The sequence below is a fragment of the Shewanella electrodiphila genome, assembly GCF_023283985.1.
GTDB classification, from domain to species: domain Bacteria; phylum Pseudomonadota; class Gammaproteobacteria; order Enterobacterales; family Shewanellaceae; genus Shewanella; species Shewanella electrodiphila.
In genome coordinates, this window is sequence record NZ_JAKIKU010000006.1 from 257,151 (window position 1) to 283,226 (window position 26,076).

Annotated in this window: 17 protein-coding genes and 1 pseudogene; 8 read left to right on the forward strand and 10 right to left on the reverse strand. The window is 40.7% G+C overall.

Annotated elements, in window-relative coordinates:
* Nucleotides 1-20: 20 nt before the first annotated feature.
* Complete coding sequence (pflA, locus tag L2737_RS13075; RefSeq protein WP_229369996.1) at nucleotides 21-755, forward strand: pyruvate formate lyase 1-activating protein; 735 nt, start codon at nucleotides 21-23, stop codon at nucleotides 753-755.
* 20 nt (nucleotides 756-775) lie between these two features.
* On the opposite strand, the gene yfbV is transcribed toward pflA, so the two are convergent.
* On the reverse strand, nucleotides 776-1,219 hold the full coding sequence (gene yfbV / locus L2737_RS13080; protein WP_102527098.1) for a terminus macrodomain insulation protein YfbV: 444 nt from the start codon (nucleotides 1,217-1,219) through the stop codon (nucleotides 776-778).
* A 176-nt stretch (nucleotides 1,220-1,395) separates the two neighbouring features.
* Between yfbV and ackA the strand changes: the two genes are divergently transcribed.
* The 3 genes from ackA (at nucleotide 1,396) to L2737_RS13095 (ending at nucleotide 6,116) form a co-directional block, all read left to right on the forward strand.
* Nucleotides 1,396-2,595 (forward strand): acetate kinase, encoded by a 1,200-nt coding sequence (gene ackA, locus L2737_RS13085; protein WP_248955986.1) that lies wholly within the window; start codon nucleotides 1,396-1,398, stop codon nucleotides 2,593-2,595.
* Nucleotides 2,596-2,660: 65 nt separating this feature from the next.
* Nucleotides 2,661-4,805, forward strand: coding sequence for a phosphate acetyltransferase (gene pta, locus L2737_RS13090; RefSeq protein WP_102527100.1), 2,145 nt, complete (start codon nucleotides 2,661-2,663; stop codon nucleotides 4,803-4,805).
* Between the two features lie 861 nt (nucleotides 4,806-5,666).
* A complete protein-coding gene (locus L2737_RS13095) occupies nucleotides 5,667-6,116 on the forward strand; it encodes a hypothetical protein (RefSeq protein WP_102527101.1) in 450 nt (149 codons plus the stop codon).
* A 664-nt stretch (nucleotides 6,117-6,780) separates the two neighbouring features.
* Here the strand turns inward: L2737_RS13095 and hrpA are convergent.
* The 5 genes and pseudogenes from hrpA to L2737_RS13120 all read right to left on the reverse strand — a co-directional run bounded on the left by hrpA (nucleotide 6,781) and on the right by L2737_RS13120 (nucleotide 13,703).
* Nucleotides 6,781-10,656 (reverse strand): ATP-dependent RNA helicase HrpA, encoded by a 3,876-nt coding sequence (hrpA, locus tag L2737_RS13100; protein WP_248955987.1) that lies wholly within the window; start codon nucleotides 10,654-10,656, stop codon nucleotides 6,781-6,783.
* A gap of 97 nt (nucleotides 10,657-10,753) precedes the next feature.
* A complete protein-coding gene (locus L2737_RS13105) occupies nucleotides 10,754-11,170 on the reverse strand; it encodes a CBS domain-containing protein (protein ID WP_102527104.1) in 417 nt (138 codons plus the stop codon).
* 269 nt (nucleotides 11,171-11,439) lie between these two features.
* Nucleotides 11,440-11,796 (reverse strand): annotated as a pseudogene (locus tag L2737_RS13110) (isoaspartyl peptidase/L-asparaginase); the annotation flags it as partial.
* Between the two features lie 276 nt (nucleotides 11,797-12,072).
* Nucleotides 12,073-12,465 (reverse strand): hypothetical protein, encoded by a 393-nt coding sequence (locus tag L2737_RS13115; RefSeq protein WP_248955988.1) that lies wholly within the window; start codon nucleotides 12,463-12,465, stop codon nucleotides 12,073-12,075.
* Nucleotides 12,466-12,674: 209 nt separating this feature from the next.
* Nucleotides 12,675-13,703, reverse strand: coding sequence for an isoaspartyl peptidase/L-asparaginase family protein (locus L2737_RS13120; protein WP_428848388.1), 1,029 nt, complete (start codon nucleotides 13,701-13,703; stop codon nucleotides 12,675-12,677).
* A gap of 133 nt (nucleotides 13,704-13,836) precedes the next feature.
* Here L2737_RS13120 and L2737_RS13125 point away from each other — a divergent pair, with 133 nt between their 5' ends.
* Nucleotides 13,837-15,687 carry an autotransporter assembly complex protein TamA gene (locus tag L2737_RS13125; RefSeq protein WP_248955989.1) on the forward strand — a complete coding sequence of 617 codons (1,851 nt, stop codon included), beginning with the start codon at nucleotides 13,837-13,839 and terminating at the stop codon, nucleotides 15,685-15,687.
* Nucleotides 15,687-19,724, forward strand: coding sequence for a translocation/assembly module TamB domain-containing protein (locus L2737_RS13130; protein ID WP_248955990.1), 4,038 nt, complete (start codon nucleotides 15,687-15,689; stop codon nucleotides 19,722-19,724). Before L2737_RS13125 ends, L2737_RS13130 begins: the two co-directional genes overlap by 1 nt.
* A gap of 149 nt (nucleotides 19,725-19,873) precedes the next feature.
* Here the strand turns inward: L2737_RS13130 and rplY are convergent, their stop codons facing one another.
* The 3 genes from rplY to L2737_RS13145 form a co-directional block, all read right to left on the reverse strand.
* Nucleotides 19,874-20,161, reverse strand: a complete 288-nt coding sequence (gene rplY / locus L2737_RS13135) for a 50S ribosomal protein L25 (RefSeq protein WP_102527108.1) — start codon at nucleotides 20,159-20,161, stop codon at nucleotides 19,874-19,876.
* Between the two features lie 311 nt (nucleotides 20,162-20,472).
* Nucleotides 20,473-21,021 (reverse strand): peptidoglycan L,D-endopeptidase MepK, encoded by a 549-nt coding sequence (mepK, locus tag L2737_RS13140; RefSeq protein ID WP_229369973.1) that lies wholly within the window; start codon nucleotides 21,019-21,021, stop codon nucleotides 20,473-20,475.
* 151 nt (nucleotides 21,022-21,172) lie between these two features.
* Nucleotides 21,173-22,606: a L,D-transpeptidase family protein gene (locus L2737_RS13145; protein WP_248955991.1), complete on the reverse strand. Its 1,434-nt coding sequence runs from the start codon at nucleotides 22,604-22,606 to the stop codon at nucleotides 21,173-21,175.
* Nucleotides 22,607-22,823: 217 nt separating this feature from the next.
* Between L2737_RS13145 and L2737_RS13150 the strand changes: the two genes are divergently transcribed.
* Nucleotides 22,824-23,117 (forward strand): HU family DNA-binding protein, encoded by a 294-nt coding sequence (locus tag L2737_RS13150; RefSeq protein WP_346349196.1) that lies wholly within the window; start codon nucleotides 22,824-22,826, stop codon nucleotides 23,115-23,117.
* Nucleotides 23,118-23,262: 145 nt separating this feature from the next.
* Here the strand turns inward: L2737_RS13150 and L2737_RS13155 are convergent, their stop codons facing one another.
* Nucleotides 23,263-23,616, reverse strand: a complete 354-nt coding sequence (locus tag L2737_RS13155; RefSeq protein ID WP_248955993.1) for a hypothetical protein — start codon at nucleotides 23,614-23,616, stop codon at nucleotides 23,263-23,265.
* Nucleotides 23,617-24,074: 458 nt separating this feature from the next.
* Here L2737_RS13155 and L2737_RS13160 point away from each other — a divergent pair, with 458 nt between their 5' ends.
* Nucleotides 24,075-26,009 carry a B12-binding domain-containing radical SAM protein gene (locus L2737_RS13160; RefSeq protein ID WP_248955994.1) on the forward strand — a complete coding sequence of 645 codons (1,935 nt, stop codon included), beginning with the start codon at nucleotides 24,075-24,077 and terminating at the stop codon, nucleotides 26,007-26,009.
* The last annotated feature ends 67 nt before the right edge of the window (nucleotides 26,010-26,076 follow it).

The following is a 26,076-nucleotide window of genomic DNA, read 5'->3' on the forward strand; positions in this document are numbered from 1 at the left end:
TTTTTTGCTTGTTTGGAGACATCATGACCACAGGTCGTATCCACTCTATTGAATCTTTTGGCACCGTTGACGGTCCTGGTATCCGCTATGTCGCGTTTATGCAGGGATGTTTAATGAAATGCCAATACTGCCATAATCGCGACACTTGGGATTTAGACGGCGGTAAGGAAGTCACTGTTGATGAGCTCATGGGGCAAATCATCAGTTACAAACCTTTTCTACAATCTGGTGGCGTCACAGCAACAGGTGGAGAAGCCATTCTCCAAGCTGAATTTGTGACAGAACTTTTCAAAGCCTGCAAAGAAAATGATCTCCATACTTGCCTTGATACTAATGGTTTTGTACGTAAATACACTCCGGTGATTGACGAGTTACTCGATAATACCGATTTAGTGTTACTGGACATTAAACAAATGGATGATGCCAAGCACATCGATTTAACCAAGGTCAGCAATCAGCGCACGTTGCAATTCGCAGAATATTTAGCCAAACGTAACCAAAAGACCTGGGTAAGATATGTCGTTGTAGATGGCTTTACTGAAGATCTCGTTTCAGCGAAAGCATTAGCCGACTTTATTGAACCAATGAAGAATGTTGAAAAGGTAGAGTTACTGCCATACCACCAACTCGGCACCCACAAATGGGAAGCATTTGGTGAGACTTACTCATTAACTGATACCAAACCACCTAGTAAAGAAACCATGGAATCCATAAAGGCTGTATTCACTGAGCGCGGTATAAAAGCTGACTATTGATAAATTAACCGAAACAGCGATTAAAGCTGTTCCCAGTAACTTTTATCTAAACGTTCAAACGCCGTTTTTAAAATAAGCGCCATATCTAAATAACACGCTTTAGCCCCTAAAGGTTGGCAAGTTATGCCCATGGAACTCATTTTGGTGGTTAATTGGTTGGTCCAATCAAACAGTGTTATTGGTAATGGGTGTTTAGCTCGTAAACCTAACCATAACAAGCCTTGAATAGGCAAACTGATAAAGAATAACAGTATCGCAATCGCCTGAGGCAGAAACGCCCAGCCATTGACATACACTTGGCTAATTGCAGCCAAGATAGCGAAAAATGGCATCAACATAATGCCAAGATGGGTTGCCCTAACAACGCGGTATTCAGGGAAATAAAACCCAAGTTGTCGAACCATAGGCCAAGCTTTCATATAACGACGGCCGTCACCTATGATTTTGAACACTTTTACGCTCAACGTTACGCCCTATAAGATTTGAAATATATATGCACCATAGCACACAGCGATAATTAGCCCCAAATTTACGGTAAATTTATCGGTTGTTTAGTCATTAATTAACTATGATTGATAGTTGAAATAACACATTTCACGTCAATTTAAATTTTGCACGACTCAGACGAAAAGGTCTCAACATGTCACAAAAACTCGTACTAGTACTCAACTGCGGTAGCTCATCTTTAAAATTCGCTGTAATTGATGCTGTTTCAGGTGATGATCACATATCAGGACTTGCTGAATGCTTCGGTTTAGAAGATTCACGCATCAAATGGAAAGTTAACGGCGCAAAAAATGAAGCCAAACTTGGCGCATTTACCGCTCACCGTGAAGCTGTTGAATACATAGTTAACAATATTCTTGCTGACCAGCCAGAATTAGCGGCTCAAATTGAAGCAATCGGTCACCGTATCGTTCACGGTGGCGAAAAATACTCTCGCTCTGTGATCATTAACGAAGATGTCATTACAGGTATTGAAGATTGTGCTTCATTAGCACCGCTTCATAACCCTGCGCATTTAATCGGTATTCGTGCTGCAATGGCTTCGTTCCCGGCTCTGCCGCAGGTCGCCGTGTTTGATACTGCATTCCACCAAACCATGCCTGAGCACGCTTATATTTACGCACTACCTTATAAGCTATATCGCGAACACGGTATTCGTCGCTACGGTATGCACGGAACTAGCCACTTATTTGTTAGCCGTGAAGCCGCTAAAGTGCTTAATCAAGACATAGCTGATACTAATGTAATTGTTGCCCATTTAGGTAATGGCGCTTCTGTTACTGCAGTTAAAGGCGGTAAGAGTGTTGATACTTCTATGGGATTAACCCCACTAGAAGGTTTGGTTATGGGCACACGTTGTGGTGACATGGACCCTTCAATTATCTATCACTTAGTTAACCAACTCGGATACACCATTGATGAAGTCAACAACCTACTAAACAAACAAAGTGGTTTGTTAGGTATATCTGAACTGACTAATGATTGTCGCGGCATTGAAGACGGCTATAAGGATGGTCATAAAGGCGCAACCTTAGCATTAGAAATCTTCTGCTACCGTTTAGCGAAATACATTGCTTCTTACACAGTGCCTTTAGGACGTTTAGATGCAGTGGTATTTACTGGTGGTATCGGTGAAAACTCTGACATTATTCGTGCAAAAGTATTGAACATGCTAGCTATCTTTAACTTCAACGTGAACGAAGAGAAAAACCTAGCAGCACGTTTCGGTAAAGACGGCATTATTACAGAAGAAGGCAGCACAGTCGCGATGGTTATCCCAACTAATGAAGAGTGGGTTATCGCAGAAGATGCTATTAAGCTGATCACTGCTTAATCACCATTGCCAATTCGTAACAGCCTGCCAAGCAGGCTTTACTTACGCTAAATTTAGAGGTCTTTATGTCTCGTAATATTATGTTAATCCCAATTGGGACCGGTGTTGGTTTGACTTCACTGAGCCTTGGGATGGTGCGCGCGCTTGAACGAAAAGGTGTTAAAGTTCAGTTCTTCAAACCAATTGCACAAATTCGCAATGGTGATAACGGCCCAGAACGTTCAACCACTATTTTAAGCCATTCACCGACTGTTAATCCGCTTGAGCCATTTTCAATGGAACATGCTGAGAACTTAATTCGTTCTGAGCAAATCGACGTATTAATGGAGCAAATTATTGCTCGTGCAAGCGAATGTGCAGCCAACACTGAAACGATTGTGATTGAAGGTTTAGTACCGACTCGCACTCACCCTTTCTCTGACGATATCAATTTTGAAATAGCTAAAGCACTTGATGCCGATGTGATTTTCATTGCCACACCAGGTAACGACTCTCCTAACGGGCTAATGAACCGATTAGAGATCGCTTACAACTCATGGGGTGGTCACAAAAACAAACGTCTTATTGGTTCAATTATCAATAAAATTGGTGCACCTGTTGACGATGAAGGACGTGCTCGCCCTGATCTTTCTGAAGTCTTTGATCACGCTGAAGCATCAACTAATGATACGTCTGCAATGTTCCAGCTTCCAGGTAAAAGCCCACTGCGTATTCTAGGTAGTGTGCCATATAACCTCGATTTGGTTTCACCTCGCGCATCTGATTTAGCTAAGCATTTAAATGCTAAAATCATCAATGCTGGTGAAATGAATACTCGTCGCCTGCGTAAAGTGACCTTCTGTGCTCGTAGTATTCCAAACATGGTCACGCACATTCGAACAAACTCTTTACTAGTTACCTCTGGTGATCGTTCTGATGTGATTGTGTCAGCTTGTCTTGCTGCAATGAATGGCGTGAAAATTGGCGCACTTTTATTAACCGGTGGTTACGAGCCTGAGCCTGAAATTATGGCCTTATGTGAACGCGCTTTTGAAACAGGTTTACCTGTATTCTTAATCGACAGTAACACTTGGCAAACCTCGCTTAATATTCAACGTTTTGATCATGAAGTACCTGTCGATGATGCAGTTCGCATTGATAGCGTTCAAGAATATGTCGCAAGTCATATTGACCAAAGCTGGATTGAAAGCGTGACTCAAAACTCACCACGCGAGCACCGTTTATCACCACCAGCATTTAGATATAAGTTAACTGAGCTTGCTCGCGCAGCAAAGAAAACCATTGTATTGCCTGAAGGTGAAGAACCTAGAACCATTAAAGCTGCATCTATTTGTGCTGAACGTGGCATTGCCCGTTGTGTACTGTTAGGTAACGTTGAAGAAATTTTACGTATCGCTTCATCTCAAGATGTCGTGTTAGGTGAAGGCGTACAAATTATCGATCCTCTAGAGGCTCGAGGTCGTTACGTTGAAGGTATGTTGGAGTTACGTCGCCACAAAGGGCTGACTGAAGTTGTTGCTAAAGAGCAATTAGAAGACAACATGGTACTAGGTACTATGATGCTTGCTCAAGACGAAGTAGATGGCATTGTCTCTGGCGCGGTAAACACCACTGCCAACACGATTCGTCCACCACTACAACTGATTAAAACCGCACCTGGTTCAAGCTTAGTATCATCAATTTTCTTCATGCTGATGCCGGATCAAGTTTTGGTTTACGGTGACTGTGCAATTAACCCAGATCCAAACCCAGATCAACTAGCCGATATTGCGATTCAATCAGCAGAATCTGCTGCTGCATTTGGTATTGAACCACGTGTTGCTATGATCAGTTACTCAACGGGTACTTCTGGTACGGGTTCTGATGTTGATAAAGTACGTGAAGCCACTCGAATCGCGAAAGAGAAGCGTCCTGACTTAATCATCGACGGTCCTTTGCAATACGATGCAGCTGTAATGGAGAATGTCGCTCGCTCTAAAGCACCAGACAGTCCTGTAGCAGGTAAAGCCACAGTATTTGTATTCCCAGACTTAAACACGGGTAACACAACTTACAAAGCGGTTCAGCGTAGTGCAGATCTCATCAGTATTGGCCCAATGCTGCAAGGTATGCGCAAGCCAGTAAACGATTTATCACGTGGCGCTTTAGTCGATGATATCGTTTATACGATTGCATTGACGGCTATTCAAGCCGCTCAAAATGAGCAATAAAAGCTAGTAAACTACCCAGTTCCATAAAATGGAAGCCTGGGAAGACAAAAAAGCACTCTCGTTAACACGTGAGTGCTTTTTTATTGTCTTTGATTCAAGCTGATTATAAAGAAACTAAACCTAACAAGTTAAAGGCCAAAAACGAGAGTTAACAACTTGATATTAGAGATTAGAGATTAGAGATTAGAGATTAGAGAATAGAGAATAGAGAATAGAGAATAGAGAATAGAGAATAGAGAATAGAGAATAGAGAATAGAGAGCTAACCTATTATGCAATTCACCAAATTGATTCTCATCTTAATAAACCACTTTCTATTCAAAAGAACACTTCTCATTCCTACAAACCAACAGTCATTTCAATAAGCTTTTATCAACAAATAGGCATTCAGCCGCAGAGTTTGGGTCAAAAAAGTTTCATCATACTTGGGATAAATATCACGTTATTAAACTGAGTTAATAATGGTATTTCAGAAAGTAGTTTTAATATAATTGCAAGGGGGAAAGAGGATAAAAAAGAAGAAATATTGAGATAATCTTAAAAACTTACACAAGTAAACTGAAGGGTGTTATTTTTTAACCACCACTTAAACTTGTTAAATATTATAACCTTACAAACACGGCTAATAGTATTCAACAAAGTTGTCCACAGATTTTGTGGATAACCCAAAGTTATCCACCAAACTTTATCAGCAAGTCAGGAATGGATAATAATACTTATTTTATAACTACTCTTAAGGTATGACATGTCTCCTTTTATCAGTCAAGATATTTATACAAAATTTGCAAAATCTAGTTTGAAACTTGTTTCTAGCTTCTGAAATAGCGATACTGGCTTATCACGTAGAAACAGCAATAAAATCATGCATAAATATTTTGTCATCTTCAGCTTATTACTCATAACGGCTTGCTCTCCAGCAGAAGACAGTCAACAAGGCAGATTAGAAAAAGCCTTAAGTCCTGAACAGGTCTCCATTGGTTTTTTTACTGCAATCTATGTTGAGCGTGATATAGAGAAAGCCAAAGTCTATGTAAGCCAAGAACTCAAAGATATCATGTCTCATTACCATATCGCTTCTGCGGTACAGCGGCATGTACTCGGTTTGTCTATGACTGACGTCAATATGAGTATTGATGATATCGATATTGACTTCTTTCGAAAATTCACCGACGAGGTTGATGTAAAGGTAAAGATGGAGGGTTTACGTGGTGGTAGCCCTTGGGTAGATGACCGCACCATTAAGCTGGTAAAAAATGGCAAACGTTGGACGATAGTTGAAGTATTAACTGAGAAAGGTCGTATAGACCTATAACATGCACTAGCTTTCATATCGCGTTACTGTGACAACAAGAAGCATTAATAAATGTCATTATTTAGAAATCGTCACAGATAGAACACCGAAGGTTTTAACTGTAAATAATCAAATTTTAAGCATAAAAAAAGCAGCTAGGCTGCTTTTTTTATGCTTGAGAAAGAGCTAATAGTATTAGTTCAATCTACTTATTCTTCATCAGTAGGTAGTGACTCTAGAACGTCATCTTTTACTTGATAATAAGCATTTTCGTATTCATGAACTTCCATAGTAACTCCTATCAACCTAAGGTCGTTTTGTAGGGGGTAAGGAATGTCTATTATTTAGGGGGTGACATTTTCCTTTACAGAGAAGCAGTAGCCATCATTACTTCTTGGTTCTGATTATACCAAGCATATAGTTCCAATCCCACCAATAATTACAAAAAACTTTCAGAAATGTATGTTCAATTTGTAAATAACTCGTTTTATAGTGCTTTTTAGTAGGGTAAAACTGTAAGTCTTACAAAAAAGATCACGAAAGCAGCATACTTATGTCACATTCAATCATCTCACCACACAATCTACTAACAACAGGTCTTTTTGTTTAAGATAATAAAAAGCGAATAATAGCGTACAGACTATTACTCGCTTAATTATCATTTAGGTGATAAATCTCTGAGTCGTTAAACTTGATTTATGTGCATCACAATCCGTTTTTCTGAAATAGGATAAGCTGTGCCAAGGACTTGGGCGAAACAAGATACGCGGTACTCTTCTATCATCCAACGAGCTTCTAATAAAGACTCAGGAATTGGCTGCATTTTAGGTACTTTAGCCAGCTGCGCTTTAAGCAAGTCTTCCACTTTAGCAATGCTTTGCATGTGCAATCGATCACGAGTAGGATCAACGGGTAACTTATCTAAGCGGTTTTCAATCGCCTTTAAGTAACGAGCGACATCGGCTAATCGACTCCAGCCACAGTGCTCAACAAAGCCTTTAAATACCAATTTATCCAGCTGGTTATTAATATCACTCATTGCAAAAGCAATATCTAAACTGATCTTGCCTTTTAAACGCTTTTTAATCCGCTGATAAATCGTCAATACTTGCTCAACTTGCAGTGAAATTTGCTCTGCATAGCCGTTTAGCTCTTGTCTAACCCAATCTTTAGCTTGTTCAAATTGCGCTTCATTTCGAACATCTAATTTTTTCTCATCAAGTAGCTGCTGCACCGATGCAGAAATAATGTCGTCAATCAGCAATTGCACTTGCCCGAATGGATTGAAATACATCGCAAGCTTAGCTTTATTTGGCAGCGCCTTTTGTAAATGCTTAACAGGAGACGGTATATTGATCAGTAATAAGCGGCGTAAACCAATACGATGTTGACGCTCAGCTTCAAATTCATCATCAAACAACTTAATTGATACTTGGCTTTTCTCGTCAATTAAAGCCGGATAAGCTTTAACTTCATAATTACCTTTACGTTTTTGATATTGCTTAGGTAAATCACCAAATGACCAAGTGGTTATCTCTTTCTTTTCAATACCATCTTCAGCCACGTTACGAATCGCTTTTGCCACAACGCCTTGTAATTTATCTTTAAGGCTGTCTAAATCGCGCCCTTGATCCACAAGGCGATGCTTATCATCCTCAACTTTGAAGTTAACGGCTAAATGAGCGCTTAACTGAGTTAAATCGAAATCATCACCGCTGATACGAGTACCTGTCATACGAAGTAACTGCTTACACATCGCATCAAGCAAAGGCATCGAAAACGGCTCCATTGCTTGTACACATGCGCGGGCATAATCTGGTGCGGGTACGAAATTACGGCGTAGATTTTTCGGCAGTGACTTAATCAATGCGACAACTTTTTCTTCTCTAAGCCCTGGTACTAACCAATCAAAATCATCAGTGTCGATTTGGTTGATTAACGCCACTGGAATATGCACTGACACACCGTCATCAACAGCTGCTGGCTCAAAGTGATAACTCACTTGTAGCCCTAAATTGGCTTTGTGCCACACTTCAGGGAAATCCAATGCTGAAATATGATCTGCACTGCGCTGCATTAATAAATCTTGATTGAAATCTAATAACTCAGGGTTTTGCTTACGGGCTTCTTTCCACCACTTAAAGAATAATGGCGCGTTATAAATACCCTGCGGGACTAATGGATCATAAAAGTCCACCAACACTTGCTCATCAACCAAGATATCGCGGCGACGAGACTTATGCTCTAGAGACTCGATATCATTCAGCAGTTGCTGATTCTTGATAAAGAAAGGTTCTTTAGTCTGTAATTGCCCTTCAGCTAATGCACTGCGAATAAATATTTCACGTGATTCCACAGGATCGATTGGGCCATATTGCACTCTGCGGCGATTCACCACTGTCAGCCCATAAAGCACTTGATTTTCAAAGGCGATAACACTGGCTGGTTTGGCCTCAAAATGAGGTTCTAAATGGTTTTTCTTAATGAGATGCGCCGCTAATGGTTCTAACCATTCTGGCTGAATTTTGGCGCAGCAACGAGCGAAAAGACGAGACGTTTCGGTCATTTCAGCCGCCATAATCCACTTTGGCCCTTTTTTCGCCAAAGGAGAACCAGGGAATACAAAGAACTTACGATTACGCGCGCCTAAATATTCGTTATTCGCATCTTTAAAACCAATGTGGCTTAACAAACCTGATAATAAGGCTTTGTGCAGGTCGTCATAGCTAGCAGGAGTATCATTTAAACGCCACTTTAAATCATGAACCGCTTGTTTTATTTGAGTGTATAAATCCTGCCATTCACGTACACGCAAATAGGCTAGGTACTCTTCACGACATTGTTTTCTAAACTGGCTTGCTGATAGCTCGTGTTTTTGATCTTTAATATGATCCCAAAGGTTCACCCAACTGACAAAATCTGAGTCCTTGTCGGCATAACGGCGATGACACTCATCGGCGGCTTGCTTCTTTTCAATCGGTCTTTCGCGCGGATCTTGAATCGATAAACCTGAAGCAATCACCATTACCTCATGTAAACAATTCATATCTTTAGCTTCAAGCACCATACGTGCTAAGCGAGGATCTAACGGTATTTTCGCTAAATTACGCCCCAGATTAGTCAATACTAAATCTTTGCGCTTTTGCTTAACGGCTTGCAACTCTTCTAGGAGTAAAAAACCATCACGAATATGTTTTTGTTCTGGTGGCTGAATAAATGGGAAACCAGCAATATCTCCTAAGCCAATCGCGAGCATTTGCAAAATAACTGAAGCAAGATTTGTTCGCAAAATTTCAGGATCGGTAAATTCAGGACGTTGAATAAAGTCAGTTTCATCGTACAGACGAATACAAATACCTGGACCAACACGACCACAACGCCCCTGTCGCTGATTAGCACTGGCTTGTGAAATTGGCTCAATTGGTAAACGTTGTACCTTGGTGCGATAGCTATAACGGCTAATTCGGGCGGTACCTGGATCAATCACATAGCGAATACCTGGCACGGTTAATGACGTTTCGGCGACGTTAGTTGCTAATACAATACGACGGCCTATGTGGCTCTTAAAGACTTTTGATTGCTCGCCATAAGACAGGCGCGCATAGAGCGGTAAAATTTCAGTATCGCGATATTTCTGCTTACGCAGCATTTCAGTGGTGTCACGAATTTCTCGCTCACCATTCATGAAAATCAAAATATCGCCAGGGCCTTCAGCAATCAACTCGTCAACGGCTGAGAAAATGCCATCACTGACATCTAAGTCAGCATCGGTATCGCGCACCAATGGACGATATCGGGTTTCTACAGGGAATGTACGGCCCGAGACTTCAATCACGGGCGCATTATTGAAGTGTTTTGAAAAACGTTCGACATCAATAGTTGCCGAAGTAATAATCACTTTTAAGTCAGGACGTTTTTTAAGAACTTGTTTTAGATACCCTAAAATAAAATCAATGTTTAAGCTACGCTCATGGGCTTCATCGATAATAATCGCATCGTACTGATTTAAGAATTTATCTGAGGTCAATTCTGCAAGCAAAATACCGTCAGTCATCAGTTTAACGTAGCTATCTTGACTAATAGAATCAGCAAAACGCACCTTAAAGCCAACAACCTCGCCTAGCGGACTATTAATTTCTTCAGCAACGCGATTAGCGACGCTGCGGGCAGCGAGACGCCTAGGTTGGGTATGACCAATTAATCCACGGGTACCTAAGCCCAGCTCTAAACATATTTTTGGTAACTGGGTTGTTTTACCTGAGCCTGTCTCACCCGCAACAATCACCACTTGGTTATTGGCTATCGCATCGGCAATATCGCCGCGTTTTTGTGAAACAGGTAACGCATCTGGATAGGTCACTGCAGGGCTATTTTTAAGCCTTAACTGCGCCTTTTCATAAGCTTGAGTCGCTTGCTCGGTTAACTTTGCTAAGACTTGATCTTTCTTTTCAGACTGAGGCTCTTTATTTAATTGATACAAACGACGACGAATTCTTGCTGCATCGGTTTGATAACAAGAGTTTAGGTATGCTTTAGAGAGCGGGTGTTGGTCCGAATTCAAATCTAATTCCTAGCAAGTATTTCAAAAACTGCGATCCTAGCAAGGAACTAGACTGAATGGTATTAGTTTAAAAAAAACAGCGGCGTAAATACTTAGATTATGCAGGCGTTAAGTAACATTGCTGCATATAGATATTCATTGCTTTGAGTACATCGGTACGATTAATGGTGCCGATAACTTTCGAGCCTTGTACTACGGGATAAATTTTCGGTTTAGCACCAAGCATTTGTTCTGCTAACTGTAAAATACTGCCATCAGGTGATGCGGTTAATACATCTGTCTTCATGCAATCTTTCACTGTTTCTGTCATATCACAGTGATAACTACTTTTAAGCATCACAGACAAACAATCTTGCTGTGATAAAAAGCCCACCAAGGCGCCGTCATTATCAACCACTGCAGCACCTGCTTTATTCTTGCCTAATAAATGTTCCACCGCCGTAGCCAGTGACATATTGGCTTTTAATAAAACTGGCTGACGATCCATATATTCTGAGATTTTGATTGAATCCATAGTGATACCCCTTAAACCTTTACTTGCGCAAGCCACATGAGTTAACAACAAAAGCTAACAACACGCTCTAGTATTATTTTTGGTCTTCATATTGATTGTAGTCAAAATCCTAATAAAGCGATGATTGAATTAATAGATTGTGATATTCGATTAAACCTTTCTTTGACTAAAGCATCTTTGAATGGACCATAAAAAAGCACCAGGTAATCTGATGCTTTTCATTTAGCTAAGCCCAATCCATTCTAACCATTAACGGCAGTATGAGCTCATTACTGGTCACGCCAAATCATAATGTTAGCTTGTTCGCCACTTTTTCGAGTCGCGCGGTACATGCCTTCTGTATTGAATAGCGTGGCAATATTACCGCGATGGTCAATAGCAATAACCCCGCCTGTTCCACCAGCAGTGATTAAGCGTTGGTTAATCACTTCATCAGCGGCTTGAATAATCGATTTTTGTTGGTATTTCACTTTAGCGCAAATATCACCTGCCACTTGGTAACGGATGAAATATTCACCGTGTCCTGTAGCTGATACTGCGCAAACACCATTTTCAGCATAGGTGCCAGCACCAATAACAGGGGCATCACCAATTCGGCCATAGCGTTTGTTTGTCATTCCTCCAGTTTAAGTCAAGGCAATTAACCCTAACATTGCTATCTAAAATAATGGGACATTAACGCTCTAGCAAGAGAATGACTGTTTCACCAAGTAATTGATGTAGTACTACTATTCTGCTGGTGTAAAAGCAATAAACAGAACCATAGAACTAGGAATGCCAATTAGGAAACAAGCTACCTAATTCGATAAATCAGTTGGGATCGTTGCGATTTGAGCAACAACGTTTATTTCAGACACAAAAAAGCCCTAGCTGTTTGGGCTAGAGCTCGAATTGTTTATAATTTATTCAGGTGCATGTTTAGCACATAAGGGATTATCATCATAAGTTGAATATGTTCTTTCGTAACATCCTTCATGTTTACATTGCAAGCTCATATCTAACTTTAATTTACCTTTTTTTGTTATTTTAGCTGCTACTTTTTCTTTAACTTTGGGAGTACTAGATATTGTTTCACCTGTTGCTGTGTTCTCTGCTATCTGTACAGCACAGTAACCAACACCTAGTACTAGGTTTATCAAAATATAGAAAATACCAGCACCTAACACAGCAAAAACTACAGCAATTGGGTTTCCACTAGCCCCAATGATTCCGACAGCCAAAATTAAAATAACAATCACCCAGTTCACTACTTTAAATATATCTAATGCAGATTTAAATTTTCTAACTTCATTCATTATTCTTTATCTCTGTTTAAAGAGGTTAGAGTTCCGCAGCAGTTGCTTTACAAGCCTGTTGTTCTAACTTCACTTATTTCACGATCTGGACTAGACCTAAAACCCTGATAATATGATTAATTATCATCATATTATAACATAGCCGCAAACCATCAGTATACACACCTGTCTAACCAGTAAAGCGTTCACGCTTCAACATATTGAAATAATTATTTATCTCGCCAAATCATCACTTGTGCTTCTTCACCATTCTTGCGAGTCGCGCGGTACATGCCTTCGGTATTGAATGGCGTGGCAATATTACCGCGATGATCAATAGCAATAACCCCGCCTGTACCACCAGCAGTGATTAAGCGTTGGTTTATGACTTCATCAGCGGCTTGAATAATCGATTTTTGTTGGTATTTCACTTTAGCGCAAATATCACCTGCCACTTGGTAACGGATGAAATATTCACCATGTCCTGTGGCTGATACTGCACAAACACCATTTTCAGCATAGGTGCCAGCGCCAATAACAGGGGCATCACCAATTCGGCCATAGCGTTTGTTTGTCATTCCCCCTGTTGAGGTACCTGCGCTAATGTTGCCTTGTTTATCTAATGCCACAGCGCCCACGGTGCCCACTTTGTATTCTGTGTCTAATTGTTGGTGCGCCGCTTGGTAATCAGCACTACTCTTGGCTTCGGCCATTTTAGCTTTAGCTCGCTGTAATCCTTCATAGCGTTTTTGAGTATTAAAGGTTTCATTGGCAACCAATGGCACACCTTGGGTTAAAGCAAACTCTTCAGCACCTTGGCCGTACAACATAACGTGCACAGATTCATCCATAACTAATCTTGCCAAATCAATAGGATTTTTTATGTGCTTAACGCCCGCAACTGCGCCTGCATTCATGGTATTACCGTCCATGATAGACGCATCCATTTCATGCTCTTCATTATGGGTATATACCGCACCTTTACCTGCATTGAAATACGGTGAATCTTCAAGCACATTGATGGCTGTTGTGACTGCTGTAAGGCTTGAACCACCCTTTTCTAGTACCGTGTAGCCAGCATCTACTGCCTCTTTTAATTTGGCACGATAGGCTTGTTCTTGTTCTGGCGTAAAACTGGATTTTTTGATCGTACCAGCCCCACCATGAATGGCTAATGCAAATGGCTTGTCATTATTAGCAAAAGATATACTGGAAAAAAGTGTCATTGAAATAGCGAAAGCGAGCGTTATTGTTTTCATTTTAAGCAAGTCCTTGATCGGTTTGTATCTTTGTAACCATTTCAGGCGGTAATTTCAATCATAACCTTGCCTGTTAGCAGTATTCTGGCGACAATAGGTTATAAGTAATTGGCCGTTGATAAGCATTCATTCATTGTTATCCAAATCGTTTAAGTATTGCCTAGTCATATGCGTTGCTCTCGTTTCGATAGCATCGAATTTCGCTTGGGCAAAAGATGATTGGCTAAATATCAAATTAACAGGTGCCTCTGACAAGCTTAACAAGAATATTCGAGCTCATCTGGGTGAAAGCCCCAACTCTGCAGTACAACGCCGTGCCTTCTTATTTACCGTCGAAGACAATGTTAATGCCGCTTTAGAATCGATGGGGCATTATCACGCAAAAGTCGATATTGAAGTAACCGAAGCAGAAAAAGGCCCGTGGACATTAAATGTGTCGATTGATGAGGGCAAACCTACCATCATTGAATGGATAGACATAAAGTTCAGTGATGAGATGCTCGATGACAGCAGTTTTAATCGATGGATGAACCTGCTGACAATCAAACCTGGCGATGTATTAAATCATGGTGTTTACTCTGAGCTTAAATCTCAACTGGTTACCTTAGCGCTAGCTCGCGGCTATTTTGATGGTTCATTCACACGCTCAGACATTGAAGTCAATCGAGATTTGAATACCGCACGGATCCACCTCTATTTTGAATCTGGTAAACGCTATTCAATTGGTAATGTCGAATTTTCAGGTCAAACCGTTAACGACGATATTTTAGAAAACCTTATCCCGTTTGATCCCCATGCCAAATATTCAACTCAGCGGCTAAATCGTTTAAATCGAAACCTGATTGATACAGGGTATTTCGCTGGCATTAAAGTCTTACCGCAACTTGATGGAATGTCGAATACTGAAATACCCATTAAAGTAGAATTAAGCCCGCGCCCGACACATTCATTTGAAGTGGGTTTAGGTGCTGACATTGGTAATAACGCCGAGAAATCTTCGATTGATCCAAGAGTACGACTCACTTGGCGTATGCCGCAGATTAACCGCTATGGACATACTCAAGAAACCACCATGGAGTGGTCACCGGATAAACCTAAATTCTTAACCACCTACACTATTCCATTGACTCATCCTTTAGATGACCAACTGAAATTTCGAGTGGGTTTATTACGAGATAAATACGGGGTAACACAGGACTATAATCCTGATGACCGTAGTTACGATTACACGGGCCAGCTTGAGTCAGAAAAACGTTTAATAGGGGTGATCAGACAACAGAGGTTAGATAATGATTGGTTGTTTGGCTACTCGGTAGAATTTAACCAAGAGTTTTATAACCAGTCCGACACCGATTATGATCCAAAGTTTTTATTATTTGGCATCGGGATTGGTAAAACCACTCGAGGCGATAATACACTCGACCCTAAATCTGGTTTCAGGCAGGTCTACAGTATTGAATACGGTAACTCAAGTTTAGGCTCAGAAATTAATTTGACTAAAATTGAAGCTAAATTTAAGTGGATTGACACTTTTTTTGACCGTCACCGCATTGTCACTCGACTCGATATGGGTGCAAATATCGCTGATTCTGATGAGATTGCTCAAATTTCACCTTCTTTGCGATATTTTGCAGGTGGCGACCAAACCATTCGTGGTTATGGTTACCAAGAACTTGGTCCTTACATCGAATATATCAACTCTGAAGGCGGTGTATCACGTCAGGTTGTAGGTGGACGTTATCTCGTGGTGGGTAGTTTAGAATACCAGTACTATTTAACAGATACATGGCGAGTCGGCACTTTTGTTGATGCGGGTAATGCATTTGATACAGAGCAGTTTGAACCTGTTGTGTCAGTCGGCGGCGGGATCCATTGGATTTCACCTATTGGTCCGATCAAATTGGACGTCGGCGTCGGCCTAAAAGAAACCACCACGATTGATCGTTCTTGGCGAATTCACTTAACAATGGGGACAGATCTATAATGACTGAAAAATCTTCCCCAACGGCAGACAATACACGTTCAACGAATGGGACAATTCCTGCGGCGACACCGCCAAAGTCAGCTTTAAAAAGATGCTGGAGTGCTTTTAAACTGTCCACGCGTCTTTTTATCTACATTCCTTTACTGATACTTATCATTGTAGCCGTCTTACTTGGCACCCCTATCGGCGCTCGGATTAGTGTTTTGCTTGCCAATCAATTTGTTCCTAATCTTGAATTGGATATTCGTTCGGGCACCATTAACAAACACCTCGAGTTTGATTATGCCAGTTGGTCAATGAATGGGGTATCCGTTGAAGTTGAAGATTTATCTTTATCCTGGGTACCTACTTGTTTGTTCAATAAACAAATTTGTGTCGACAGCTTAACAGCGAGCAAGGTCAATGTACGTGTTGCAACCGATGAATTTGATGAAGCACCTGAAGCACCTGAAGCACCTGAAGCACCTGAAGCACCTGAAGCACCTGAAGCACCTGAAGCACAATCAATTGATGCTGAACGTCTTAATGCTGTCAACATTACACAAGACGATAATCAGCAAAGCGTAAATATACAAAACTTGGATGCAAGTGTAATTGATGCTGCACTTAATACTGATGAAACTGATGAGCCCTCACCTCTTATTTTGCCAGTGATCATCGGACTTAACCATTTGGACTTGAATAACGTCAAAGTCAGTGTCAATGATATGCGTTACAACGCTGGACGTCTGCAGGGCAAAGCACTGTGGAATAAAAGTGGCCTTCGTGTCAGTTACCTTCACAGCCAAGATTTATTGGTAGATATTCCACTTGGCTCTGATGAGACTGATATTGATACCAAATCTGAGCAAAGTAATGCGACAGACAAGCAGGATATAGAAGAATGGGCAATGGCAAATTTGCCGGCTGTTTACATGACCTTCCCTATCTATGTTGATGAATTAACGACCACAGATAGTGTGATGCTTTTAGGCGAACGTGAAGATACTTTTGCTCATATTGCTTTAAAAGGTAGCTACGTAGAATACTTAATCGATATTCAAGAGTTAGCAGTTACTCACCAATATGGCGATGCAAAACTGATTGGCGATATCAGTTTAAATGATGATTACCCGATGACAATTGATGCTCAGTTCTCACTCAACAATGTCACAGAGCTTCCTGAGTTATCCAATCAAACCTTAAGCATTCAAGCTGAAAATGGCTTCGATGATTTAGCCGTAAAAGTCTCAGCATCAGGTGATATCAATATCGACTTTGAGGGTACTATTGCCTTAAGTCGTCCTGAAATGAATTATCAATTAGAAATAGCAAAGGCAGATCTGCAGTGGCCATTGGATAAGCCTGACTATTTTGCCAAGATTGATAAGTTAACCAGTAAAGGCGATATCAACAGTCAATCAGCCATATTTGACGCCGAATTATTAAGCCCTTTTCATCCACTACTGGATGTGAACGCCAACATTAGTTTTGAAAGTGAACAACTCATTATCTCAAGCATTAATATCCTATCTGATGCAGGTAACATCAAAGGTAATGGTTTACTTAACTTCAAAGATGAATTTAGCTGGCAAGCAGAACTTGAAACTGAAACCTTACAATTAGAGAAAATCAGTTATCTATACGAACTCACCGAGTTGACCAGTAACATCAATGGTCAATTATCATCTGCCGGCACCATTGGCGATGAAACATGGCACATTGAAATCGCTGATGCCGCGCTCGATGGCTCGTTAAATGCGTTTCCATTAACTGTCAGTGGCAATATTGAGTTAAATGAGCAACTGGCGGTCAATGCCGATAACTTACATGCAACCGCACTAGGTGCTGAGCTTATTATTAATGGTCAAGCCAATAAAATTTGGGATGTCGACGCAGAGCTTACTGTGCCCGACCTTAGCCAGTGGTTGCCCCAATCTACTGGCGGCATTTACGCAAAAATTGATGTGACTGGTGATGATCAACAACCGATTGTCGATATCACAGGTAAGGTGTTTGATTTTGAATACCTAGATATGGAAGTTGAACTGTTAAATCTTAATGCTCACTACTTACCGTTAAGCCAGCATCAATTTAAACTTAATATCACTAATGACCAGTTTACTTGGCAAGAAATCGATTTATCACAGCTGTTAATCAACGCATCAGGAAACCTAAATCAACAACACCTTGAGTTTTCTACCGCTGGTGAATTCGCTATCAATACCATTATCGATAATAAATTCGATGAGAATAGCCAAGTATTTGATGCACAGATAAAGTCTTTATCAGTCACTCACTTTTTAGGTACATGGGCCACTGATAGAATTGTGGAGGTTATGTGGGATCAAAAAAATGGCCAAGGTAGCGTCAATCCTTTTTGTATTAACCACCCCAACAATCACTTATGCATAGAAACTCCTGCGACGTTTGGCAAAATGGGGGATATTCAATTAACTGCTCAAGGTACGCCAGGGTTACTATTAAAGCCTATATTGCCCACTAAATTCTCTTGGACTGGGGATTCAGATATTTCAGTCTCAGCAACTTGGTCTGAGACAGAAAAGCTTCAAGCAAATGCTGATATCAATTTTTCAGAAGGTCAACTTGAGCTTAGGCGCACCAGCAAAGATTTTATCAATTTACACTACGATATTATACAACTCACCGCATCGCTAAACGAACAAGTACTGCAAGCAAAACTTATTGTAGAGGCTGAAGAAATTGCCACTATCAACAGCCAAGTTACCGTCAACACAGATCCAAGTCGGGCATTAAAAGGCAATATTAATGTTGATGCATTAAACCTATCTCACTTACAAGGTTTTTTCCCAAAACTTGAAACACTCGAAGGGATATTTGCCGCTGACTTATCACTTGAAGGCAACCTTGAAAAGCCAATGGCTAAAGGCAGTATTTCATTATCTAAAGGTGCTATTGCAACCACCAGTAATCCAACGCTTATTAATGATATAAATCTCGCCATGGCGTTAAAGGGGCAAAAAGGCTTGCTTGATGGCAGTGTAGCGATGGGAGACGGCCAAGCACAAATCAATGGCACTTTATCTTGGCCTCAAGGCAGTTTCAGCGGTGACATTGATATTAACGGCGACAAACTGGCTGTTATCGAGCCGCCTATTGCTATTTTACAAGTATCCCCAGATATCAATCTCAAATTCAATAAAGAACAACTTACTTTAACCGGTAAAGTTGACATCCCAACGGGTGAAATCGCCGTTGTGCAGCTTGCTGAAGGTGGTGTGGCGGTGTCATCTGACGTCGTATTTAAAGACTCTATCTCTGAACAAGAGCAAAGGGTTAGCCCTTATGCCATCGTCTCAGATTTAAACATTAACCTTGGCCCAGAAGTATCCATTGACGGTATGGGGCTTAGCGGAAAACTAAACGGAACCATACTGTTGCAACAACAAGCTTTTAAACCACCGTTACTGTTTGGGGACATTAGAGTTAGCCGAGGTACTTATAAGTTTATGGGGCAAACCTTAACCATAAGCACAGGTGATGTGCAGTTCTCAGGCCCTACTGAAGTGCCTAACTTAAATATTGAAGCGGTTCGTGAAATAAAAGAGGAAGATCTCACTGCAGGTGTCAGAGTCACAGGTACTGCAATGCGCCCTATCGTGACGTTATTTTCGAGCCCAGCTAAAGAACAAGCGGAAATTTTATCTTACATCGTGACTGGCGCTGGGTTTGGCAGTTCCACTAATGAACAAAACAGTGCTTTGATGATGGGAGCTGCACTGACATTAGGTTCGCAGTTTGGTGGTGGAGCAATCAATAACATTGGCTCTACTGCGACAGGCTTAATTGAAAAGTTTGGTTTTTCTAATGTTCAGCTCGATGCAAACGATGAGGGCCGCGTTGCAATTAGTGGTTATATTGGCGAAGACTTAATGGTGAAGTATGGTATCGGGGTATTTAACCCAGGTTACGAAATGACCGTACGATATTACATATTATCGCAATTGTACCTAGAAACGGTATCGGGCACATTGAACCAATCACTCGATATTTATTATAGCTTCAACGTCGATTAGCGTCAGTTTGCTATTCTCTATTCTCTATTCTCTATTCTCTATTCTCATAATTAGAACTTTAATATTTAATCCCTTTACCATTAATTTTCTCAGTAAAATTCAGACATAAAAAAAGCGCCATTAGGCGCTTTTTTCATTCAAATTAACGATTAAGCAAATTTGAAGTCAATATGTTCAACTAAAGTTTTGAACGCGTGGCGTTGCATAGCTTGAACACGTACTTTAACTTCTTTACCATCGATAACTAGAGTTAAATCTGTGTTGTAGAAATCGTCATTCAATTGAATGTTTACGATATCTTTTTGAGCCATTTTGATTGAGATAGGCTCTTTACCTGGACCGTAGATTACAGCAGGAACTAAATTCGCATGACGTAGGCGGCGGCTCGAACCTTTCCCGATTTCAGTACGGATTTCAGCTTGGATAGTGTAAGACATGTGTTTCTCACTTAATAAAAAAAATAAATTGATGTTGTTATTTTCGACCAATAACAACTCGTGCTTGTTTAATACATATGCTGGTTACACAAAAGTTGGTATTTGAACCAAATCGATTGATTAAACTAAAGCTAATTAAACCAAAGCGCGCAGATTCTAACACAGCTCATTAAGCTCAACAAGTTATTAGCATTGATTTCATACCATTCGCTCTGTTCATTAAGCGTAAAAAACGCATAGTTGCATGACTAAAAGCTACTTTACTTAACACTTGAACCAATACTTTGATTATTAATGACAGAAATGAAATTTTACCAACTTCTGACCGGGCCACAATCCACATGGATAAAACCAGAACGAGGATAATAACCTACACCGCCGAGTTCTAAAGAGCGTGCAGCATCACGTAATGTTTTAAGCTCTACTCCGGGGATGGCAAGATCCATCGCCATGCCTTTCATATGATAGCTTTTTTTAGCCACTCCGTTACTTTTCGAAGCTAACATATTGTTAGTCACCGGAGAACGATAGCCTGAGATAACATGCACTTCATCAGTGTTGCCAATGGTTTGTTGTAAATTATAAACAAACTCATAAAGACGTTTATCCATAGGAGCTGATTGGTTTTGACGATGATCACGAAGTACTTTACTAAATAAAGATAAAGTCTCCTGGTTGTATTCGCCTTCAGCCCAGAACTGTCCTTGTTCGCGCTCGCCAGTGTGACGATTATAAAAACTCAACTCCCTAAAACCTTGGGTTGAACGACTTGCTTGAGCTGGGGTTGAAAACATTGATGCGACTGCAACACCACTTAAACCTAACAATACTTGCCGACGGGCAGGACAAACTAAAGACATTAACTCACCACTTTCTAACAATATAAACCTGTGTGTTTTTCACACAACTGAAAGGGAAGTTAAACGGAAAGGAAGGCAATAGCAAGCGATCAAGCCGACAAAATCAGCTTAATTTTTGTACATGTTAGTAAGTTATAATCAGGTCAATCACTTATCGAGAGGCACTTTGAAGTCTAGATGTTGAATTATTCGCCACTATTGTTTGTTTGGTGTTGTTCAAATGATAAATATCATTACGGTACTGAGCGAGGTTAGCGTCATCTACCCAAGCATTCCAATAAACAAAATGAATCGGAACTGTTTGAGATAAAGAAAACCACTGGGTTTTGCTGGCATCTGTTTGCATGCGCTGCCAAGTTCGTTTATCGATAACGACGTTGCTTGCAAACCACTCCGCAAGCTCTTGGATTTTTTCAATCCTGACACAACCAGATGAAAGCGCTCTATCATCTTCTGCGAATAAATTTTTATCGGGCGTATCATGCAAATAGATATTCAAATCATTCTTGAAATGAAACTTATAGCGACCTAAAGCATTAATCTCCCCAGGTCGCTGCACTAAACGATAAGGAAATGGTTCAGTCCTTACAACTTCTTGCCATTCTTGTGGGGTTTTATTCACCTTAGTACCAGTGACATCAAATACATCAAACTGCCTATCGCTGATATAACTGCCGTCTTCGGCGACCTTAGGCAAGATGTCACGGCGCATGAGTTTTTTGGGTACTGTCCAAGTCGGGTTAATGACAATGTTCGATATCTGCCCTTTCATTACTGGGGTTCTTCGATACGAACGCCCCACTATGACTCTTGAGGTTAAGGCAACTTGACTGTCACTAACAAGTATCATTTCAAATGCAGGAATGTTGACTAATAGGTATTGCTCGCCTAAGTCACTTTTATAACTGGTTTTATCGACAAAATTAGCGGCAAGTAATTCAGCTCGTTGCATTGGTGTTTGATTCAACCAGTGCAAGGTTTGTGGGCCAATAACAGAATCAGGCTTTAGACCGTGACGCGACTGAAACTTTGCGACAGCTAGGGCAATAGTATTATCGAAAATATATTGCGTTTCAGAGCGAGAAGACAAATCGCCTAAAAGCCAAAGTCGCTGGGAAATAGCGCTAATCGTTTTATGGCTGTCACCTGGGCGCAATAACCCTCCGGGTTGGATGCTGGCCCATTCGTGCCTAGTATTAAGCCACATCAATCGTCGGATATGATTAAGCACACTTAAATAGTCTTCAGCATTGGGTTCCAAAGCAAAGGTTTTACGTTTTAACGAGGCATTACTCGCTAATTTCTCATAAGAAAGAGCAACCCCTCGCTGATGCCAGAATTCAGCAATGTCAGCTTGAATAGCATCAATATACTCAAACTTCTCGGCCTCACTATTACCTTTTAAAATAGCCAAATACTGCTGTCTGTCAGCGGTAGGTTCAACTAACGAAATTAACATCACATGTTGGGCGAGTGTTTTATAGGTAGCTTGATTTTCAGAAGAGGCTTTAGCAGGCAAACTCAACAGAAGTGACATCATAAACAACATGGCGAAACCTAAACGCCAACAACGCAATACTTTCATTCAGCCCCTCCTCTTTCAAACGAATATATTCAGTATGGCAAAAAATTATCAACCTTGTGTTACAGACAGTGTTAAGTCGTTACAAGTTACTACGAAAGGTGGATGAATTTAGCGCAACTACATAAACAAGGAGCCACTAAACATATAATTGTCCTTAAGAAACTAGGAATGCTTTAGCAGAACTGATATAAACGTGCCCCGCAAAAATATTTTATCTATTTATCGCAGTAGTTTTATGAATAAGAAACAACTTGTACAAACCATGGCATCTGACATGGGTATTTCACAATCTCAAACTAAACCACAATTAGAGCAGATCCTATTACAGCTTCATAAAGCCTTAACAGAAGGTGAGAAAGTGTATTTACCACAATTTGGCACCTTTGAACTTCGTTACCATTTAGCAAAAAATGGCCGTAATCCAAAAACAGGTGAGAGCATAGAAATTCCTGGCTTCAATCAACCTAGCTTTAAACCTGCTCCTGCATTTAAAAAGCACATAAACAGCTAATTTAATATTTGTAACGCTGCACGACTTGTTTAAACAAAAAGCCTTTGACTGAGAAAATCAACCAAAGGCTTTTTTGTATTCTAAAAACGGCTTAAATACCCAAAACAAAAACTTGTGACCTGCATTTGTAAAATGAATGGCTATATTAGTCTGTGCGCTTAACCTTGGCTAAATAGCCCAAGAATAGAATCACAAAAATAGAATCCAACGTGATAGTTAATAAAGATTTATCAATATATTGAGCCCCAAACAAAACGATTAGAGAAATAAATGCGACTTTACTTGTGCTAGCAAGCACTAACGCTAAATTTCGATATATGGGTCGAAATGCGCCATAAATGAGCAAGGCTCCGATCATAAAAATAAGAAAGCCCCAACTTCTAACAACAACCTGAGCTAAAGGTTCTGTTAGCGATTCTCCAAACATACTGATAAGCGCTTCTTGGGGAGCAAATACTGCAAAGATCATTGAACAAGTCAGCCCACCAGCAACAATCATTATCCATTTCATATAATCAATCGAGATCAAATTAACTCCTTACAATCCATGTTAGTTAACGTTAACGCTTACTAAGAATATCAGCTTAAAGTCGATGCATGGTTATACCGTATCAACAATGCATAACCTGAGTCGCTGATAATACTCATGTAAATTATTTTTGATGTACATCAAAATGATGAGTTACTAGATCTCCTCAATGCGTATTTATCTCTACGCGTAGCGTTATTATCAGTATTTATCTGCCTATGTTAATAAAAATGATAAAACCACTGAGTAACGTCTATGAGTTACGTCTAAATCAGCCTTAAATTCATATCTGGGTAATTTACGGGTTTTTCTTTAGCTCATTTGTTAGAATCCCCCATTATTTTGGCAACCGCATTGTTGCTACACTTTGAGTGACTACGCTAAACGCCCCTCAAAGCATGAAAGTTTGACTAAATTAAAGGCAGGATATGACCGTTCTTCTAATGACTCCACCGATGACTCAGCTAAATACGCCCTACCCGGCAACCGCGTATTTAACTGGTTTTTTACGCTCACGTGGCTATGAGGCGGTGCAGAGAGATCCTGCGATTGAACTTTTTTTAGAGATGATGACAGCTCCAGCCCTTGATATCATCCGCCAGCATGTAGAAGAAAACTACCAGCACTTTGAAGACGATGAACTGCCTGAAGTTATTTTTAATTTCCTCGCTGAATTCGACCGCTACCACTTAGCTGTTGAACCTGCGATTCGCTTTTTACAAGGTAAAGATCCAAGCCTTGCTATGCGGATTAATTCACGTCGATTTTTACCTGAAGGACCAGCTTTTGATACGATTGCACAGATGGAAGCCGTGTCTGGTGATGTATTACAAGCCGCTTTTGGTAACCTAGGGGTACAAGATAAAGCGAAGTATTTAGCCACGCTATTTATCAATGACTTATCAAACGTCATTACTCAAGGGGTAGATCCTTATTTTGAAGTCAGCCGTTATGGTGAGCAATTAGCCGCAGCTAACCCAAGTTTCGATAACCTCTACGATACTTTGATGGGTGAATCGAGCTTCAGCTCAGATATATTAGAACAATTAGTCGAGCAATACTTAGAAGAAACTCAGCCTAGCGTTGTCGCGTTAACAGTTCCTTTTCCAGGCAATATGCTTGGTGCATTACGTATTGCGCAAACCTGTAAAAGTATTAACCCAAGTATTCCTATCGTCATTGGCGGCGGCTTTATCAACACAGAACTTCGCGCGCTAAAAGATCCTCGAGTATTTGAATTCATCGACTTTATCTGTCTTGATGATGGCGAGCGACCGTTAATCACCTTATTGGAATACTTCCAAGGGGAACGAGAGATTGACGACTTAGTGCGTACTTATTTCCTTGCTGAAGATGAAAATGGTACTCCCTACGTTCACTTTAATGAAAACAAAGAGCTGCACGATATACCGCAAACTGATGTTGGCGCGCCAATATACGATGGTCTGCCATTAGGCGAGTACTTATCTTTGTGTGAAATGCTTAACCCTATGCATCGCATTTGGAGTGATGGCCGCTGGAATAAACTCACTATCGCTCACGGTTGTTACTGGCGTAAATGCAGCTTCTGCGATGTCAGCTTAGATTATATCGACCGTTACGACGCCGCAGGCGCTGACGTTCTCGTTGACAGAATTGAGCAACTCATCGAAGAAACGGGGGAAACTGGTTTTCACTTTGTTGATGAAGCCCTGCCACCAAAAGTGTTGTTCTCATTGGCCAAGCGATTGATTGAACGTAATGTAGTGATTAGTTGGTGGGGTAATATTCGTTTTGAAAGAACCTTCAGCCAAGCGCGCTGTCAATTACTTGCAGACTCTGGTTGTATCGCTGTCAGCGGTGGCCTTGAGGTTGCATCCGATCGCTTATTAAAACTGATGAAAAAAGGCGTGAGCGTTGAGCGTGTGGCTCATGTGACTAAAGCCTTTAGTGATGCAGGTATTTTGGTACATGCTTACTTGATGTATGGTTTCCCGACACAAACAGAGCAAGAAACCATTGACTCCCTTGAAATGGTGCGCCAGATGATGGCACAAGGCTGTTTCCAATCAGCTTACTGGCATCGCTTTGTTGCCACAGTACATAGTCCTATAGGCATGAACCCTGAGGAGTTCGGAATTACTCTTGCTGAGCGCCCTGATATCATGTTTGCAGAAAACGACGTGGACTTTACCGATCCAACGGGTACGGACCATCAGATGTTAGGTGAAGGGCTTAGAAAGGCAATTTATAACTATATGCACGGCATTGGTTTTGATCAGCCGATGAGCTTTTGGTTTAACCAAAAAGTCACTCCAACAAAAATGAAACCAGATTTAATTTTAACTGCAATTAATAACTTTATAGCCAGTAACGAAGAATAGTCAACTCAACAAGAAAACAAACAGAGCCTGAATATGTGCTCTGTTTGTTTCACTTTTCAAAAAAACG

Bases quoted from the DNA above. Each gene is read 5' to 3' on its own strand.
- ackA (WP_248955986.1), top strand. From the start codon at position 1,396: ATGTCACAAAAACTCGTACTAGTACTCAACTGCGGTAGCTCATCTTTA.
- pta (WP_102527100.1), top strand. From the start codon at position 2,661: ATGTCTCGTAATATTATGTTAATCCCAATTGGGACCGGTGTTGGTTTG.
- L2737_RS13095 (WP_102527101.1), top strand. From the start codon at position 5,667: ATGCATAAATATTTTGTCATCTTCAGCTTATTACTCATAACGGCTTGC.
- L2737_RS13105 (WP_102527104.1), bottom strand. From the start codon at position 11,170: ATGGATTCAATCAAAATCTCAGAATATATGGATCGTCAGCCAGTTTTA.
- L2737_RS13115 (WP_248955988.1), bottom strand. From the start codon at position 12,465: ATGAATGAAGTTAGAAAATTTAAATCTGCATTAGATATATTTAAAGTA.
- L2737_RS13120 (WP_428848388.1), bottom strand. From the start codon at position 13,703: ATGAAAACAATAACGCTCGCTTTCGCTATTTCAATGACACTTTTTTCC.
- L2737_RS13130 (WP_248955990.1), top strand. From the start codon at position 15,687: ATGACTGAAAAATCTTCCCCAACGGCAGACAATACACGTTCAACGAAT.
- rplY (WP_102527108.1), bottom strand. From the start codon at position 20,161: ATGTCTTACACTATCCAAGCTGAAATCCGTACTGAAATCGGGAAAGGT.
- mepK (WP_229369973.1), bottom strand. From the start codon at position 21,021: ATGTCTTTAGTTTGTCCTGCCCGTCGGCAAGTATTGTTAGGTTTAAGT.
- L2737_RS13145 (WP_248955991.1), bottom strand. From the start codon at position 22,606: ATGAAAGTATTGCGTTGTTGGCGTTTAGGTTTCGCCATGTTGTTTATG.
- L2737_RS13155 (WP_248955993.1), bottom strand. From the start codon at position 23,616: ATGATTGTTGCTGGTGGGCTGACTTGTTCAATGATCTTTGCAGTATTT.
- L2737_RS13160 (WP_248955994.1), top strand. From the start codon at position 24,075: ATGACCGTTCTTCTAATGACTCCACCGATGACTCAGCTAAATACGCCC.